We start from the raw sequence: 13,982 nt of genomic DNA, 5'->3' as shown, positions 1-13,982 counted from the left end.
CAGGGCCGTGGGTCAGCTGTGGAAAGCCGCGGGCCTTCCGTCGGTGACGGGCTGGGCCGCGTCCAGGTGCGCCCAGGCGATCAGCCGGTGGCTGCTGCCCCATTCCGGGTCGCAGGTGGTCAGCGTGAGATAGCGGCCGGGCCCCTCGAAGCCGGACTTGCGCGGGACGGGGTCGATGACGCCGATATCGCTCGGCACGGTGCGGTAGGGCTTCTTGTCGATGCGGTACGTGAACCACGTCGTCCCGTCCGTCACCAGCACCGGGTCCCCCGGGCGCAGCTTCGGGAAGTCCTTGAAGGGGTCGCCGTACGTGCGGCGGTGGCCGGCCACCGCGAAGTTGCCGGTCGCTCCGGGGCGGGCGGTGCCGCGGTAGTGCCCCAGCCCCTTCTGCAAGGTCTTCACCTCGGTGTTCTCCAGGATGGGCCAGTCCCAGCCCTTCCCGAAGCGCGGTATGTAGAGCATCGCGAACGGCTTCCCGTCGCGGTACGCCTCCGGGGCCGGGGGCTTCGGGGCCTTCGGGTCCGGCGATGAGGGTGAGTCCGGTGCGGCCGGTCCCGACGGGGCGGGTGCGGGTGCGGAGATCGCCCCCTGGGCCCACTGGCGTTGCAGATCGTCGATCTGTCCCTCGGTCGCACCGGCGGCCTTCACTCCGGTCCAGAACAGCACGTACACCACAAAGAGGATGATCAGGGCACCGATCGTGATGCACAGTTCGCTGAACGTCCTGACGATCAGTCGCACCGACACCGGTCGGCCTCCCCGCAGCTGTCGCTACTTCACCGGCTCCGCATAGTGGAGATCCACTGTGCCCGAGTAGCCGGGAAGAGTCACCGCCTGGCGCTCATCGACTTTCCAGCCGAGCCCGTACGCCTTCACGTACAGCAGGTAGTTCTGGATCGCCGGGGAGGCGTTCAGCGCCTGCTTGAGCTTCCCGGGGTCACCCACGGCCGTGATCTTGTACGGCGGTGAGTAGACCCGGCCCTGGAGGATCAGGGTGTTGCCGACGCAGCGCACCGCGCTGGTGGAGATCAGCCGCTGGTCCATGACCTCGATGCCGCCGGCCCCGCCCTGCCACAGGGCGTTGACGACCGCTTGCAGGTCCTGCTGGTGGATGACCAGGTCGTTGGGTTGCGGATCGGGGTAGCCGGGGTTGGCGGTGGCGTTCGGCGGGGCGTCGTCGAGGGTGACGGACACGGCCCGGCCGGAGAGCTTCGTGGTGCCGGCCGACCGTTCCAGCGCCCTGAGCCGGGCGTCCTCCGCCTTGGTGCTGCCGTCGTCGCGCTGGGCGAGGGCGTCGATGTCCCCGCGCACGGCCGCGGCGGATTCCTCCAGGCCCGCGTTCTTGGCGCTGCGCTGCTGGATGAGGTCGGAGAGCTTCAGCAGCGAGGAGTCCGTGCGGATGTCGGTGCCCTTGGCCGTGTTCGCGCTGGTGACGAAGATCAGACCGGCCAGGGCGAAAACGGCAGCGGTGAGCACTCTGACCGGGTTCCGGAGGGAGCGCCGGACCGGCCCTGGGGGAGAGTCGGCAGAATTGCTCAACGTACCCTTATCTCCTTCGGCGCCACGGAAGCACTACGCTAACGGACGCCCGGGGGAGGCAGGATTTCCCCCTCGCACCACGCCCGGCGTCAGCCAACAGTTCCCTGCGCGGTAACGCAGCGCATCGACAGGAGAGTTCCTCGTGCCGAAGTCACGTATCCGCAAGAAGGCCGACTTCACGCCCCCTCCGGCGAAGCAGGCAACGGCTATAAAGCTGACCAACCGCAGCTGGGTGGCGCCGGTCATGCTGGCGCTCTTCCTGATCGGTCTGGCCTGGATCGTCGTTTTCTACGTGACCGACGGCGACCTGCCGATCGATGCACTGAGGAACTGGAACATCGTCGTCGGCTTCGGCTTCATCGCCGGCGGCTTCGGCGTCTCCACCCAGTGGAAGTAGCCCCGCTGAGCACGCAGCACCACAGCGGACCCCGGTTCCGCAACCCTTGCCCTGAGTTACCCACAGCGTTATCCACAGGCGGGGGAAAAGGTCAGACGATCTGTGGATAACTCCTTGGCCGTTGACGCCGGTGTGACCGCAGCCGCCCCTCACTCGGGCGGTACGCCCCTTGTCCCTGCTGGAAAAACCCAGCTCAGCGGCAAGGGGCGCAGTTGTACCCACCGAATGCACAAGATCAGGCACACGCTGTGGACAACTTCGATCACAAACGGTCCGTATCGAGCTGACGGCGCACTTTCTACGTCAGTGAGGCTGTTCTGAGGACCACGATCAGGATCACCACGGCCAGGGCCACGGCGCAGGTGCCGTACTGCACCGGATTGCGCCGCTCGCGCGGGGCGTGCACCATGCCGATCGCGATCAGCGTGCCCGCGACCAGCCCGCCGACATGCGCCTGCCAGGCGATTCCGCCCCAGGGGTTGAAGGTGATGATCAGGTTGATCGCGAGGAGCGCGAAGACCGGGCGCATGTCGTAGTTGAGCCGGCGCATGAGCACCGCGGTGGCGCCCAGCAGACCGAAGATGGCACCGGAGGCACCCAGCGAGGGCTGGTTCGGCGCGGCGAGCCAGTAGGTCAGGGCACTGCCCGCCAGACCCGAGAGCATGTAGAGCGCGAGGAAACGGGCGCGGCCGAGCGCCGCCTCCAGTGGACCGCCGAGCCACCACAGCCCCAGCATGTTGAAGGCGATGTGCCACACCTCCTGGTGCAGGAACATCGACGTCACCAGCCGGTACCACTGGCCCTCGGCGATTCCCTCGGGCGGGCCGCCGTAGTAGAAGTTGGCGCGGCCCAGCAGCACCAGATCGTCGACCAGCGCGCTGTTGGCCAGCACCGCGACGAACACCGCGATGTTGATCCCGAGCAGGATCTTGGTGATCAGGCGGGGGTCCGCCGCGACCGAGCCGCCGGCGATCGTGCGCGGCCGGCTGGCGGCGGGGCTGTGCCCCGTACCGGATCCCTGCCGGACGCAGTCCGGGCACTGGAAGCCGACCGAGGCGCTGACCATGCAGTCCGGGCAGATCGGGCGGTCGCAGCGGGTGCAGCGGACCCCGGCCTCCCGGCCCGGGTGGCGGTAGCAGGTGACCGGACCGTCCGCGGGAGCGGACGCGTTCTGCTCGCCCGGCGGCTGCTGGTCCATCGGTCCCATCACTTCCCGGTCCCCTCGGTCCTCGTCATCACGGCGGGGCGCACCGAGCCGCCCCGCACGTCCGTTCTGTCATCAAGTACGGACGGGCGGGGCAGTTGGTTCCCGGACGGATCAGAGAGTGAGCGGCCGGCTACGTTCGGCGGTCGGCGGTCAGCGCTTCTCGACGACGACCGACTCGATGACCACGTCCTGCACGGGGCGGTCGGTGCGCGTGTTGGTCGGGGCGGCCGCGATGGTGTCGACGACCTTCTGGCTCGCCGGGTCCACGACCTCACCGAAGATGGTGTGCTTGCCGGTCAGCCAGGCGGTCGGCGACACCGTCACGAAGAACTGCGAGCCGTTGGTCCCCGGACCGGCGTTCGCCATGGCCAGCAGGTACGGCTTGGTGAAGGCCAGATCGGGGTGGAACTCGTCACCGAACTCGTACCCGGGACCGCCCGTGCCATTGCCCAGCGGATCGCCGCCCTGGATCATGAAGCCGCTGATGACGCGGTGGAAGACGGTGCCGTCGTACAGCCGGTCCTGGGACTTGTTCCCGGTCGCGGGGTGGGTCCACTCGCGCTCACCGGTGGCGAGCTCGACGAAGTTCCTGACCGTCTTGGGCGCGTGGTTCGGCAGAAGCCGGATCTCGATGTCGCCCTGATTGGTCTTCAAGGTGGCGTAAAGCTGCTCGGCCACGATCTGCCTTCCGTAAGTCTGCTCTGACGTCCACCGATCCTCGCACGGACCACACCCCGCGTCGCCCGTCCCGCGCCCGCCGCACGGGCGTCCCGGCACCCCCGCACGGACGTCCCGCCACGGCCTCCGGCGAAACGAATGCGGCCAAGTGCGTGACGAACGGCGCGTGCCGGGCCGAACCGTGGCATTGTCGTCGACAGGCTCCCCTTGCACCTCATTGCCCGCGGGTGTCCCTCATGACCTGAATAACCCGGATGCCCGCCCCGCGTGCCGCGCAGGCCCCGAGTAGGCATGATCTCGAATTGGGTGGACAGGCGGAGTACCAACCCGCCATCAAGGAGGAGGATCCCGTGACCCGCATCGACAGCGTGCGCGCCGCAACCGACTCGGCGAGGGACAGCGTGCAGCACGCCGCGGAAGTGGCGGCCCCCTACGCCGACACGGCCAGGGAACAGGCCGTTCACTACGCGCACGAGGCCCGCACGCTGCTCGCGCCGAAGGTTTCGAAGGCAGCTCAGCAGGCCCGCGTCCAGTACGGCGCGCACCTCGCACCACGTATCGAACTCGCCCGTACGCATGTGCCCCCCAAGGTCGACGAGGCCGCGCAGCGCGCCGCGGTCCGCACCCGTCAGGCGGCCCGGAGCGCGGCGGACTACACCGTGCCCCGCGTAGAGCACGCGATGGCCGCGGCCCAGCCGGTCGCCCAGGAGGCCGGTGCCCGCAGCGCCGCCGCACTGGCCGCTCTGCGCGGGCAGGTCACGGCGAAGGAGATCAGGAAGCTGACCCGCAAGCACGAGCGGCGGGCCAGGGCGGGCCGCACGTTCAAGGGGCTGGCCGTGATCTCCGTACTCGCGGGCGGCGCCTACGTCGTCTGGCGCTGGTGGGACAAGCAGGCCAACCCCGACTGGCTGGTCGAGCCGCCCGCCCCCACCGAGGTCGACGACCGCGCCCCGCTGACCTCGGTCGACGGAAGCGGCTCGACGGTCCTCGACCCCGACGTCCAGGCCAAGCAGGCCGACGCGGAGGCGAACGGACCGGACGGACCGGACGCCGTGGACAGCACGGACCTGGACGACCGCCCCTGAGCGGCGGCACCAGCACGGGGAACGGGCGCCGGAGGCCTTGAGGTCTCCGGCGCCCGTCAGTCGTCCTGGCCCGCGACGGGCACGTGCTGCTCGGCGGCCCAGGAAGCGAGGATGCGCAGCCGCTCCTGCGTGGGCGAGCCGACCTCCGCCGTCCACACCACCAGCCGCTGGTCGGGATCGGTGCTGGCGGTCAGGGTGTCCCAGTCCAGGCTGAGCTCGCCGACGACGGGGTGGTCCAGGACCTTGGTGCCCACGCTCAGCGTGGCGACATGGTGGGCGGCCCACCACTGGCGGAAGTCCGCGTCCCGCACGGAGAGTTCCCCGACCAGGGCCGTCAGCCGGGGATCGTCCGGATACTTCGCCGCCTCCATGCGCAATTGCGCGACGGCCGTGCGGGCAACGCTTTTCCAGTCGGCTTAGAGGGTGCGCATCACCGGATCGGTGAAAAGAATGTGCACGTGATTTCTGCGCTTTTCCGGAACGGCGCCGAATTCGGTTACCAGTGCCCCTGCCAGCGAATTCCAGGCGATGACGTCCATTCGCCGTCCCATGACGATCGCCGGGGTGGACGTGAGGTCGTCCAGGACCCTGCGCAATTGCGGCTGGACCCTCTGCAGTGCGCGGCGGCGCGGCCGGACGGCTTCCTTCCCCGCCAGACCGAACAGATAGCGGCGCTGGTCCTCGTCCAGCTGCAGCGCGTCGGCAACCGCCTTCAGGACGGGTGCCGAAGCCGGCATGCGGCCCTGTTCCAACCGGGTGTAGTAGTCGGTGGAGATCGCCGCGAGCTGCGCGACCTCTTCCCTTCGCAGCCCGCTCACCCTGCGCGGCCGTCCGCTCTCGGGCAGCCCCGCGGCGCGGGGGTCAGCTCGGCGCGGCGGGATTTGAGGAACTCGCCCAGCTCGTTGAGATGCGGCTGTGAACTCATGCGTCCAGTCTCGCAGGAAGGACCCCACGTGTGAGGGGGAGGAACCTGTCCCAGGATGTTTTTACACAGGAGGAAAGTCTCCTCTTTTCCGGCTCACGCACGGATGCCAAGGTGAATGACGTCACCGGATGGCACACGTACGACTCCTTCACCGCACGACCCTTTTTCGCGCCCTGCGCCGTACGTGACTCCTCCTTCCCGAGCCTTTCAAGGAAGCACTTCCCATGAGCAAGGTCATTATCCTCACCGGTGCCGGACGCGGCCTGGGCACCGATATCGCCCGCAGGGCCCTGAAAGCCGGCCACCGGGTCGTGGCCACCGGCCGCAACCCGCAGAAGGTCCTCGAAGCCCTCGGCGGCGAGCACGACAGCCTCCTCGCCGTCGCCCTGGACATCGCAGAGCCGGACGCCGCCCGCGCCGCGGTCGAGGCCGCCACCGCGAGGTTCGGCCGGATCGACGTACTCATCAACAACGCCGCCATGTTCCAGGCCGGCTACTTCGAGGAGATCTCCGACGCCCAGATGCGGGCACAGATCGAGACGAACCTGTTCGGTCCGATGAACGTCACCCGCGCCGTCCTGCCCGTCATGCGCGCCCAGCGCTCGGGACACGTCATGACGGTCTCCTCGATCGCCGGTCTGGTCGGCCAGGAGTTCTGCGTCGCCTACGCCGCCTCCAAGTTCGGCCTCGAAGGCTGGATGGAGTCGCTGCGCCACGACGTCGAACCGTTCGGCATCAGCACCACGATCGTCGAGCCGGGCTTCTTCCGGACCGAGCTGCTGGTGGACGCCTCCACCAGCTGGGCCGAGCTGTCCCTCGACGGCTACGCCGAGCGCACCACCGAGACCAAGAAGATGTGGCAGTCGATGAACGGCCGGCAGGACGGTGACCCCGTCAAGCTCGCCGACGCCCTGATCGAGGTCATCGGCCTGGAGCAGCCGCCGCTGCGATTCGTCGCCGGGGACGACGCCATCCCCACCGCAGAGGCCAAGGGCAAGGAGATCACCGCCCAGGCCGCCGCCTCCCGTGCCCTGGGCTCCGGCCTCTCCCACGACGAGGCCGCCTGACCCGCCCCGTCCCGGCCGTCCCACCCGAGAAGCACCGCATGGAACCCGACTGGAGGAACACCGCATGGAATTCGTGACACCGCAGCCCACCGGCAAGGGGCCGGATCCCTGGTTCAACGGCGACGTCTGGTTCGACGTCATCCACGCCGGCCAGGAGCCCTCCCGGCTGCGCGCCAACATGGTCCGCTTCGCCCCCGGAGCCCGCACCGCCTGGCACCATCACGCCGTCGGCCAGCCCCTCCACGTCGTCGCCGGTATCGCCCTGATCGGCACCCGCGACGGCACTGTCCTCGAAACCCACCCCGGCGAGACCGTGACCTGTCCGCCCGGTGAGGAGCACTGGCACGGTGCCACCGAGGACCGCTTCATGGAGCACCTCGCCCTGTGGGAGGGGACCCCGGCCGGTGACGACCGGCCGGGGACCACGTGGCTGGAGCACGTCACCGCCGAGCACTACAGCGGACCACGCGTCAGGCCGCGCACCCGTCACCACGCCCCGCCCTCACCCCCCGCCCTGACCAGCCCGGTCTCGTAGGCGAGGACCACGGCCTGGACCCGGTCACGCAATTGGAGCTTGGCGAGGATGCGGGAGACGTGGGTCTTGACGGTGGTCTCGGAGAGGTGGAGGCGGGCGGCGAGCTCGGTGTTGCTCAGGCCCTGGGCGAGCAGGTGCAGTACGTCCAGTTCGCGCGGGGTCAGGGCGGCCAGGCCGGGATGCGGTGCGGCGGGCTCCGCTTCGGGTGTCCGGCGGGCGTGGCGTTCGACGAGGCGGCGGGTGATGGCTGGAGCGAGGAGCGCGTCGCCGGTCCGTACGAGCCGGACGGCGGCAACGAGGTGTTCCGGGGTGACGTCCTTGAGCAGGAACCCGCTGGCGCCGGCCGACAGCGCCTCGTAGACGAGCTCGTCGAGGTCGAAGGTGGTCAGCATGATCACGCGGGGTACGGCGGCCGCGTCCGGGAAGTCGCGCAGGATGCGGCGCGTGGCCTCCAGTCCGTCGAGCTCGGGCATCCGGATGTCCATGAGGACGACATCGGGGCGGGTACGGAGCACGGCGTCCACGGCCTCGGCGCCGTTGGCCGCCTCCGCGACCACGTCGATGCCCTCGGCCATCAGGATCATGCGGAATCCGGTGCGCACGAGCGCCTGGTCGTCGACGACCACCACGCGCGGCGGGTGACTGGTCACGACGGCTCCAGAGGGATCACGGCGGCGAGGCGGAACCCGCCGTCGGGGGTCGGTCCGGCGTGGAGGGTGCCGCCGTAGACCGCGATTCTCTCCCGCAGTCCCAGCAGCCCATGGCCTCCCCCTCGCACCACGCCGGGTCCCGGTGCGCCGCCGGTGTCCACGACCTCGGTACGCAGGGCCTCGGGCCCGTAGTCGAGTGCCACCCGCGCGCTCGCGCCGTGCGCGTGCTTGGTGGTGTTGGTCAGCGCCTCCTGGACCACGCGGTAGACGGCGAGACCGATGCCGGACGGGACCGGACGGCGGTTTCCGGTCACCGTCAGCTCGACGCTCAGACCCGTCTCCCGCACCCGGCCGACGAGCGCGTCGAGCTGGTCCGGTCCGGGCTGCGGGGCGAGTTCCCCGACAGGGGCGGCGGGGTCGTCCCGCGCGTTCATGGTGAGCAGCCCCATCGTGTGCCGCAGTTCCGCCATCGCGGAGCGGCCGGCGGACTCCACGGCCAGGAGCGCCTCGCGGGCCATCCCGGGTTCGGCGTCCATGACCTTGCGGGCGGCGCCCGCCTGGATGACCATCATGCTGACGTTGTGGGTGACCACGTCGTGCAGGTCGCGGGCGATACGGGCCCGCTCGCGCTCGGTGGCGCGGCGCAGCTCCGCGGCCTGTTCCCGCTCCAGGGCGGCCATGCGTTCCTGGCGTGCGCCGGCGCGCGTCCGCCACTGCCGCATGCCGTCCGCGACCACGGCGAGCGGCAGCACGATGAGCAGGGCGACGTACTCGTTCTGGACGGTGGGTACGTCCGGGGTCCTGGCCCCGTTCAGGACGAGCAGCGCGACGGCGACGCTCGCCAGGGTGGGAATCCGGTACGGGCTGTGCATGACGGCGGAGTACGTCGCGACCAGGGCCGTGTAGAGGATCATCCGCGCCTCGCTGCCCGGAGCCATCAGCCCTGCGGCGATCACCGCCCAGAGCACCGCCAGCGGGTAGCGGCGGCGCAGCGCCAGAGGCAGGGAGCACAGGAGCATCGGTGCCAGCGCGCCGGCGTAGTTGCCGGAACCCTCGACCACCCGCACCGTGCCGTCGACGATCCGGTACGTGCGGTCCATGCCGACGCTCAGCCCGGAGTTGACCGCGGCCACCGCGGCGAACAGGGCGAGGGCCCCGTCCAGGACCAGGTCACGCCGGGTGGGCCGGGGTATCGGACCCGTCGGCCGCAGCAGCGCCGCGAGGCCGTCCCGCAGCTGGTCCGCGGCCGGTACGTTCATCACCCGCCGATTGTCACAGCCCTCCTTCGCCCGCCGCGTCCTCCCTCGGGCCCGTGCCCGCGCACTCGCCTACTTCGCTCGTCTACATCGCGCGGAGGACCCCGGCCGGCGTCCTCCGCCCGGAGGAACGCAAAGGGTCCGAACGCCGGACGCGGCCGCCCGCCCCGCACTCGTAGCGTCCAGCGGTGCGGGTCAACGAGGCCCGCGCCGAAGGACGTTGGAGGACGACGCGTGACTGCCGTACTGAGAGCCCAGGGCCCGGGCAAGAGATACCGACGGCGGTGGGCCCTTTCGGACTGCACCCTCGACGTTCTCGCAGGCCGCGTCGTCGGCCTGGTCGGCCCCAACGGAGCGGGGAAATCAACCCTGCTGAACCTCGCCGCCGGCCTGCTCGCCCCGACCACGGGCACCATCGAGGTCTGCGGCGGCCGCCCGGCCACCGGCCCCGCGCAGCTCGCCAAGGTGGACTTCGTCGCCCAGGACACCCCTGCCTACGCCGCCCTGTCCGTCGCGGACCACCTCGCGCTCGGCGCCCGGCTCAACCCCCGCTGGGACGCCGCGCTGGCCCGCGACCGGATCCGCCGCACCGGCCGAGGGCCTCTCGTTCGGATCAGGCCGGATCAGGGAGCGGAGCCTGGTGCGTGCAGCTGCGAGGCGGAGGATTGAGGCAACGCGGAGCGTTGTTGATTGACGACAACGCCGTAGATGTGCGTGCCAGACCCCGCGAGCCCGGCATGATCCAAACGAGAGGCCCTTGATCCGGACCAGCGCGCCGGCCGACTGTCCGGCGGGCAGCGCGCCCAGCTCGCCCTCACGCTGGGACTGGCCAAACGCCCCGAACTCCTCGTCCTGGACGAGCCGGTCGCCGCCCTGAACCCGTTGGCCCGCCGCGAGTTCCTGGACGACGTCACGGAGGCGATCGCCGGGCGGGAGATGACCGTACTGCTCTCCTCCCACCTGGCCGGCCTGCACGCCACCGCGGGGCGGGGCATCGTCTCGCAGCTCACCGGCACCGCCCTCTACTTCGTCGGCGGCGTGACCGTCCTCCTCGTACCGGCCCTCATCGGCATGTTCTGGGGCGCCCCGCTCGTCGCCCGCGAACTGGAGAGCGGCACCCACCGCCTCGCCTGGAACCAGGGCGTGACCCGCACCCGCTGGCTGCTGACCAAAATCGGCCTCACCGGCCTCACCACCGCGGCCGCGAGCGGTCTGATCAGCCTCGCGGTCACCTGGTGGAGCGGCCCCGTCGACCGGGCCGTCGCCGCGGGCGGATCCGACAACACCGACAACTTCGTCCCCCGCATCGACCCGACGATCTTCAGCGCCCGAGGCATCGTTCCGCTCGGCTACGCCGTCTTCGCGTTCGTCCTGGGCGTCACCTTCGGTGTCCTCATCCGCCGCACGCTCCCGGCCATGGCCGCCACCCTCGCCACGTACATCGCGGTCCTCCTCCCGATGCCGCTGTGGATCCGCGCGCACCTGGCCCCCTCCACCACTGTCACGGTCCCCTTCACCCATGACCGGGCGGCGAACTATTTCCTCGACTCCGTCTCCCACGTCGACATCGGCAGACCCGACATCTGGACCGTCGCGGAGCGGACCCTCGACGCCACCGGCCACCCCGCCCAGTCCCTGCCACCCGCATACGCCGACTGCGACTCGATCAAGGCCTGCGTCGACGCCCTCGCCGATGCCGGCTACCGGCAACGCGTCACCTACCAGGCCGCCGACAGCTTCTGGACCCTGCAATGGGCGGAGACCGGCATCTTCCTCGGCCTCGCCGTCGCCCTCGCTGCGCTGTGCGCCCGGTGGACTCGCCACCGACTGGACTGACGAGTACGGGTACGGGTACGGGTACGGGTACGGACGCGAAAGACGAGTCCTGCTGGTATTCGGCCTCCTGGAGGATGGGTCGTCGTCGGCCGCATGCTCGCGTCGTGGACCGAATCACCCACGCCACCCGCACAGCTGCGACCGGACCATCGCCCCTCGCCCTGCCGGCGGGCTCCACATCACCGTGGAACTCCCCGCGACAGCCCCGCACACCGACAGGTAGCGGGTGAGGGACGCGGCTTCGACTCCGACACCACCGAAGCGGCCGGGATGCCCGTGACCAGCGAGATCAGCCGTGCACCAAAAGACCCCCCTGCCCGCGTTTCCGCAGGTCAGGGGGGTCTTGAATAGGTGGAGCCTAGGAGATTCGAACTCCTGACATCTGCCTTGCAAAGGCAGCGCTCTACCAACTGAGCTAAGGCCCCGGATAGCGGGCACCACCGGACGTGCCGGCATCGTGGTCACCGCCGCAGACCAGAGTACCCGCTGATCCCCCGAATCCTCCAAAAATTGGGGCTCCCGGTCGACGACCACGCTCCGTAAGATGCTCGTCGGGGTTCGCAGCAGCGAAGCCTCAGCGAAGGGGAGACGCTATGGACGCGGCACAGCAAGAGGCGACAGCGAGAGCCAGGGAACTTCAGCGCAGTTGGTACGGGGAACCGCTGGGGGCGCTCTTCCGTCGACTGATCGATGATCTGGGCCTGAACCAGGCCCGGCTGGCGGCGGTGCTCGGGCTGTCCGCCCCCATGCTCTCCCAGCTCATGAGCGGTCAGCGGGCGAAAATCGGCAACCCGGCAGTGGTGCAGCGCGTCCAGGCGCTCCAGGAGCTGGCCAGTCAGGTCGCGGACGGCAGTGTCAGCGCGGGAGAGGCCACCGACCGGATGGAAGAGATCAAGAAGTCCCAGGGCGGCTCCGTGCTCACCGGGACGGGCCAGACGTCTTCGACCAGTGGGGCGCCCACCGTGCGCCGTGTGGTCCGCGAGATCCAGTCGCTGCTGCGGTCCGTCGCGGCGGCCGGTGACATCATCGATGCTGCGGACTCCCTCGCCCCGACCCACCCGGAACTGGCAGAGTTCCTCAAGGTGTACGGAGCAGGACGCACCGCGGACGCGGTGGCGCACTACGAGGGACACCAGAGCTAGTCCGGGCAACCGGCCGGACAGCCGCAGGATCCGGGCACGGGGCACATACGCCGGCCGAGAGCAGGAACGGGGAGCGAGCGCAGCGCAATGGGTGAGGTCTTCGCTGGTCGGTACGAGCTGATCGATCCGATCGGACGTGGTGGGGTCGGGGCTGTCTGGCGTGCCTGGGATCACCGGCGCCGCCGCTATGTGGCGGCCAAGGTCCTCCAGCAGAGCGACGCACACACGTTGCTGCGCTTCGTCCGCGAACAGGCCCTGCGGATCGAGCATCCGCATGTGCTCGCTCCGGCCAGCTGGGCCGCGGACGACGACAAGGTCCTGTTCACCATGGACCTCATCACCGGCGGTTCGCTGGCCCACGTCATCGGTGACTACGGCCCGCTCCCCCCTCGGTTCGTCTGCACCCTGCTCGACCAGTTGCTGTCCGGGCTGTCGACGGTGCATGCCGAGGGGGTCGTGCACCGGGACATCAAGCCCGCCAACATCCTCATGGAGGCCACCGGCACCGGCCGGCCGCACCTGCGGCTCTCCGACTTCGGCATCTCCATGCGCAAGGGTGAGCCGCGCCTCACCGAGACCAACTACGTGGTGGGAACGCCGGGTTACTTCGCTCCCGAGCAGATGATGGGCGCGGAGCCGGACTTCCCCGCAGACCTCTTCGCGGTCGGCCTCGTCGCCCTGTATCTGCTCCAGGGGAAGAAGCCCGACGCGCAGGCGCTCATCGAGCACTTCGCCGCGCACGGCACACCCAGCGCTCCGCAGGGCATCCCCGAGCCTCTCTGGCAGGTGCTCGCGGGGCTGCTGCAGCCGGACCCGCAGGCCCGCTTCCGTACGGCCACGGGCGCGCGCAAGGCGCTGACCGCCGCCGTCGAGATGCTGCCCGAGCCCGGCCCGGACGACGAGCCGGTGGAGGTCTTCGACCAGATCGGCCCGCTGCCCGACGGCTTCGGTCCCACGGGCCCGGTACCCCCACCCCAGCAGCCCGGCCGCCCCGACTCCCCGACCGGACAGGCTCAGGGACAGGGACAGGCAGCGCTGGTACCAGGACAGCAGACAGGCCAGCAGCACACAGGCCCACAGCACACAGGCCCACAGCACACAGGCCCACAGCACACGGGGCAGCAGCCCACGGAGCAGTCGTACGCGCAGCCCCCGGCCTCGATGTCGGAGACGGGCAGCTTCCACCTCCCGCCGCCCCCGCGGCAGCCCGACTCCGCACCCCAGGCCCCGCAGCACGCCGCTCACCAACCGGCGCAGCCCGGCACTCCGGCCGTGCCTCCCGGCATCCCCGCCCCGCAGCATCCGGCGCATGCGGCATCCCCCTTCCCCGCCGCCGTGCCGAACCCCTCACAGGTCACCACGGCGGCGGTGCAGCACGAACAAGCTCTCACTCGTCCATACACCGCTCAGCCGTCGCAGGTTCCCGTTCCCGGACCGGGAATTGCCGGGGCCGGGGCACCGCCGCACTACGCGCAGTCGCCGTCGCCGCAGGTCATGACCGCTTCGCAGATCCCGGCACCCGCCCGGCAAAAGCGTCCGGGACCGTCCACGAAGGTGGTGGTCCCGGTGTTGCTGGTGGCGCTGATCTGCTTCGCCGTGGGGATCTGGGCCCTGACCCAGGCCTGACCGAGGGGCTTCGGCACCCCGACAGGCTTCGGCCCCCGT

14 protein-coding genes, 1 tRNA gene and 1 pseudogene are annotated in these 13,982 nt (G+C 70.3%); 8 read left to right on the top strand and 8 right to left on the bottom strand.

Annotated elements, in window-relative coordinates:
- Positions 1-12: 12 nt before the first annotated feature.
- Both RLT59_RS18800 and RLT59_RS18795 read right to left on the bottom strand, forming a co-directional pair.
- Positions 13-747: a class E sortase gene (locus RLT59_RS18800; RefSeq protein ID WP_311304468.1), complete on the bottom strand. Its 735-nt coding sequence runs from the start codon at positions 745-747 to the stop codon at positions 13-15.
- 24 nt (positions 748-771) lie between these two features.
- Positions 772-1,539, bottom strand: a complete 768-nt coding sequence (locus RLT59_RS18795) for a DUF881 domain-containing protein (protein WP_311304467.1) — start codon at positions 1,537-1,539, stop codon at positions 772-774.
- Positions 1,540-1,681: 142 nt separating this feature from the next.
- Between RLT59_RS18795 and crgA the strand changes: the two genes are divergently transcribed.
- Positions 1,682-1,936, top strand: a complete 255-nt coding sequence (gene crgA, locus RLT59_RS18790) for a cell division protein CrgA (protein WP_311304466.1) — start codon at positions 1,682-1,684, stop codon at positions 1,934-1,936.
- A 298-nt stretch (positions 1,937-2,234) separates the two neighbouring features.
- Here crgA and RLT59_RS18785 read toward each other — a convergent pair whose 3' ends face one another.
- Positions 2,235-3,134 carry a rhomboid family intramembrane serine protease gene (locus tag RLT59_RS18785; RefSeq protein WP_311307773.1) on the bottom strand — a complete coding sequence of 300 codons (900 nt, stop codon included), beginning with the start codon at positions 3,132-3,134 and terminating at the stop codon, positions 2,235-2,237.
- A gap of 159 nt (positions 3,135-3,293) precedes the next feature.
- Positions 3,294-3,821 carry a peptidylprolyl isomerase gene (locus tag RLT59_RS18780; RefSeq protein ID WP_311304465.1) on the bottom strand — a complete coding sequence of 176 codons (528 nt, stop codon included), beginning with the start codon at positions 3,819-3,821 and terminating at the stop codon, positions 3,294-3,296.
- A 350-nt stretch (positions 3,822-4,171) separates the two neighbouring features.
- Between RLT59_RS18780 and RLT59_RS18775 the strand changes: the two genes are divergently transcribed.
- A complete protein-coding gene (locus tag RLT59_RS18775; RefSeq protein ID WP_311304464.1) occupies positions 4,172-4,906 on the top strand; it encodes a DUF5324 family protein in 735 nt (244 codons plus the stop codon).
- A gap of 56 nt (positions 4,907-4,962) precedes the next feature.
- On the opposite strand, the pseudogene RLT59_RS18770 reads toward RLT59_RS18775, so the two are convergent.
- Positions 4,963-5,831, bottom strand: a pseudogene (locus RLT59_RS18770) (helix-turn-helix domain-containing protein).
- 224 nt (positions 5,832-6,055) lie between these two features.
- Between RLT59_RS18770 and RLT59_RS18765 the strand changes: the two are divergent.
- Both RLT59_RS18765 and RLT59_RS18760 read left to right on the top strand, forming a co-directional pair.
- On the top strand, positions 6,056-6,898 hold the full coding sequence (locus RLT59_RS18765; protein WP_311304463.1) for an SDR family oxidoreductase: 843 nt from the start codon (positions 6,056-6,058) through the stop codon (positions 6,896-6,898).
- 64 nt (positions 6,899-6,962) lie between these two features.
- Complete coding sequence (locus RLT59_RS18760) at positions 6,963-7,433, top strand: (R)-mandelonitrile lyase (RefSeq protein WP_311304462.1); 471 nt, start codon at positions 6,963-6,965, stop codon at positions 7,431-7,433.
- On the opposite strand, the gene RLT59_RS18755 is transcribed toward RLT59_RS18760, so the two are convergent.
- Entirely contained in the window at positions 7,385-8,083 is a 699-nt protein-coding gene (locus RLT59_RS18755) for a response regulator (protein WP_311304461.1), read from the bottom strand. The genes RLT59_RS18760 and RLT59_RS18755 overlap by 49 nt on opposite strands.
- Positions 8,080-9,342, bottom strand: coding sequence for a sensor histidine kinase (locus RLT59_RS18750; protein WP_311307772.1), 1,263 nt, complete (start codon positions 9,340-9,342; stop codon positions 8,080-8,082). The genes RLT59_RS18755 and RLT59_RS18750 overlap by 4 nt, the downstream gene beginning before the upstream one ends.
- 231 nt (positions 9,343-9,573) lie before the next feature.
- Between RLT59_RS18750 and RLT59_RS18745 the strand changes: the two genes are divergently transcribed.
- Positions 9,574-10,008 carry an ATP-binding cassette domain-containing protein gene (locus RLT59_RS18745; protein ID WP_399125676.1) on the top strand — a complete coding sequence of 145 codons (435 nt, stop codon included), beginning with the start codon at positions 9,574-9,576 and terminating at the stop codon, positions 10,006-10,008.
- Positions 10,009-10,221: 213 nt separating this feature from the next.
- On the top strand, positions 10,222-11,175 hold the full coding sequence (locus RLT59_RS18735) for an ABC-2 membrane transporter-related protein (protein WP_399125674.1): 954 nt from the start codon (positions 10,222-10,224) through the stop codon (positions 11,173-11,175).
- Positions 11,176-11,527: 352 nt separating this feature from the next.
- Here the strand turns inward: RLT59_RS18735 and RLT59_RS18730 are convergent.
- Positions 11,528-11,600: transfer RNA gene (locus RLT59_RS18730), tRNA-Ala, on the bottom strand.
- A gap of 168 nt (positions 11,601-11,768) precedes the next feature.
- Here RLT59_RS18730 and RLT59_RS18725 point away from each other — a divergent pair.
- Both RLT59_RS18725 and RLT59_RS18720 read left to right on the top strand, forming a co-directional pair.
- Positions 11,769-12,317, top strand: coding sequence for a helix-turn-helix domain-containing protein (locus tag RLT59_RS18725; protein ID WP_024489493.1), 549 nt, complete (start codon positions 11,769-11,771; stop codon positions 12,315-12,317).
- Between the two features lie 87 nt (positions 12,318-12,404).
- Positions 12,405-13,943, top strand: a complete 1,539-nt coding sequence (locus tag RLT59_RS18720) for a serine/threonine protein kinase (protein WP_311304460.1) — start codon at positions 12,405-12,407, stop codon at positions 13,941-13,943.
- The last annotated feature ends 39 nt before the right edge of the window (positions 13,944-13,982 follow it).

Source organism: Streptomyces sp. ITFR-6 (assembly GCF_031844725.1).
In the GTDB taxonomy this organism is placed as follows: Bacteria; Actinomycetota; Actinomycetes; order Streptomycetales; family Streptomycetaceae; genus Streptomyces.
Note: the sequence above shows the minus strand (reverse complement) of the source record. Positions and strands in the feature narration are given on the sequence as shown.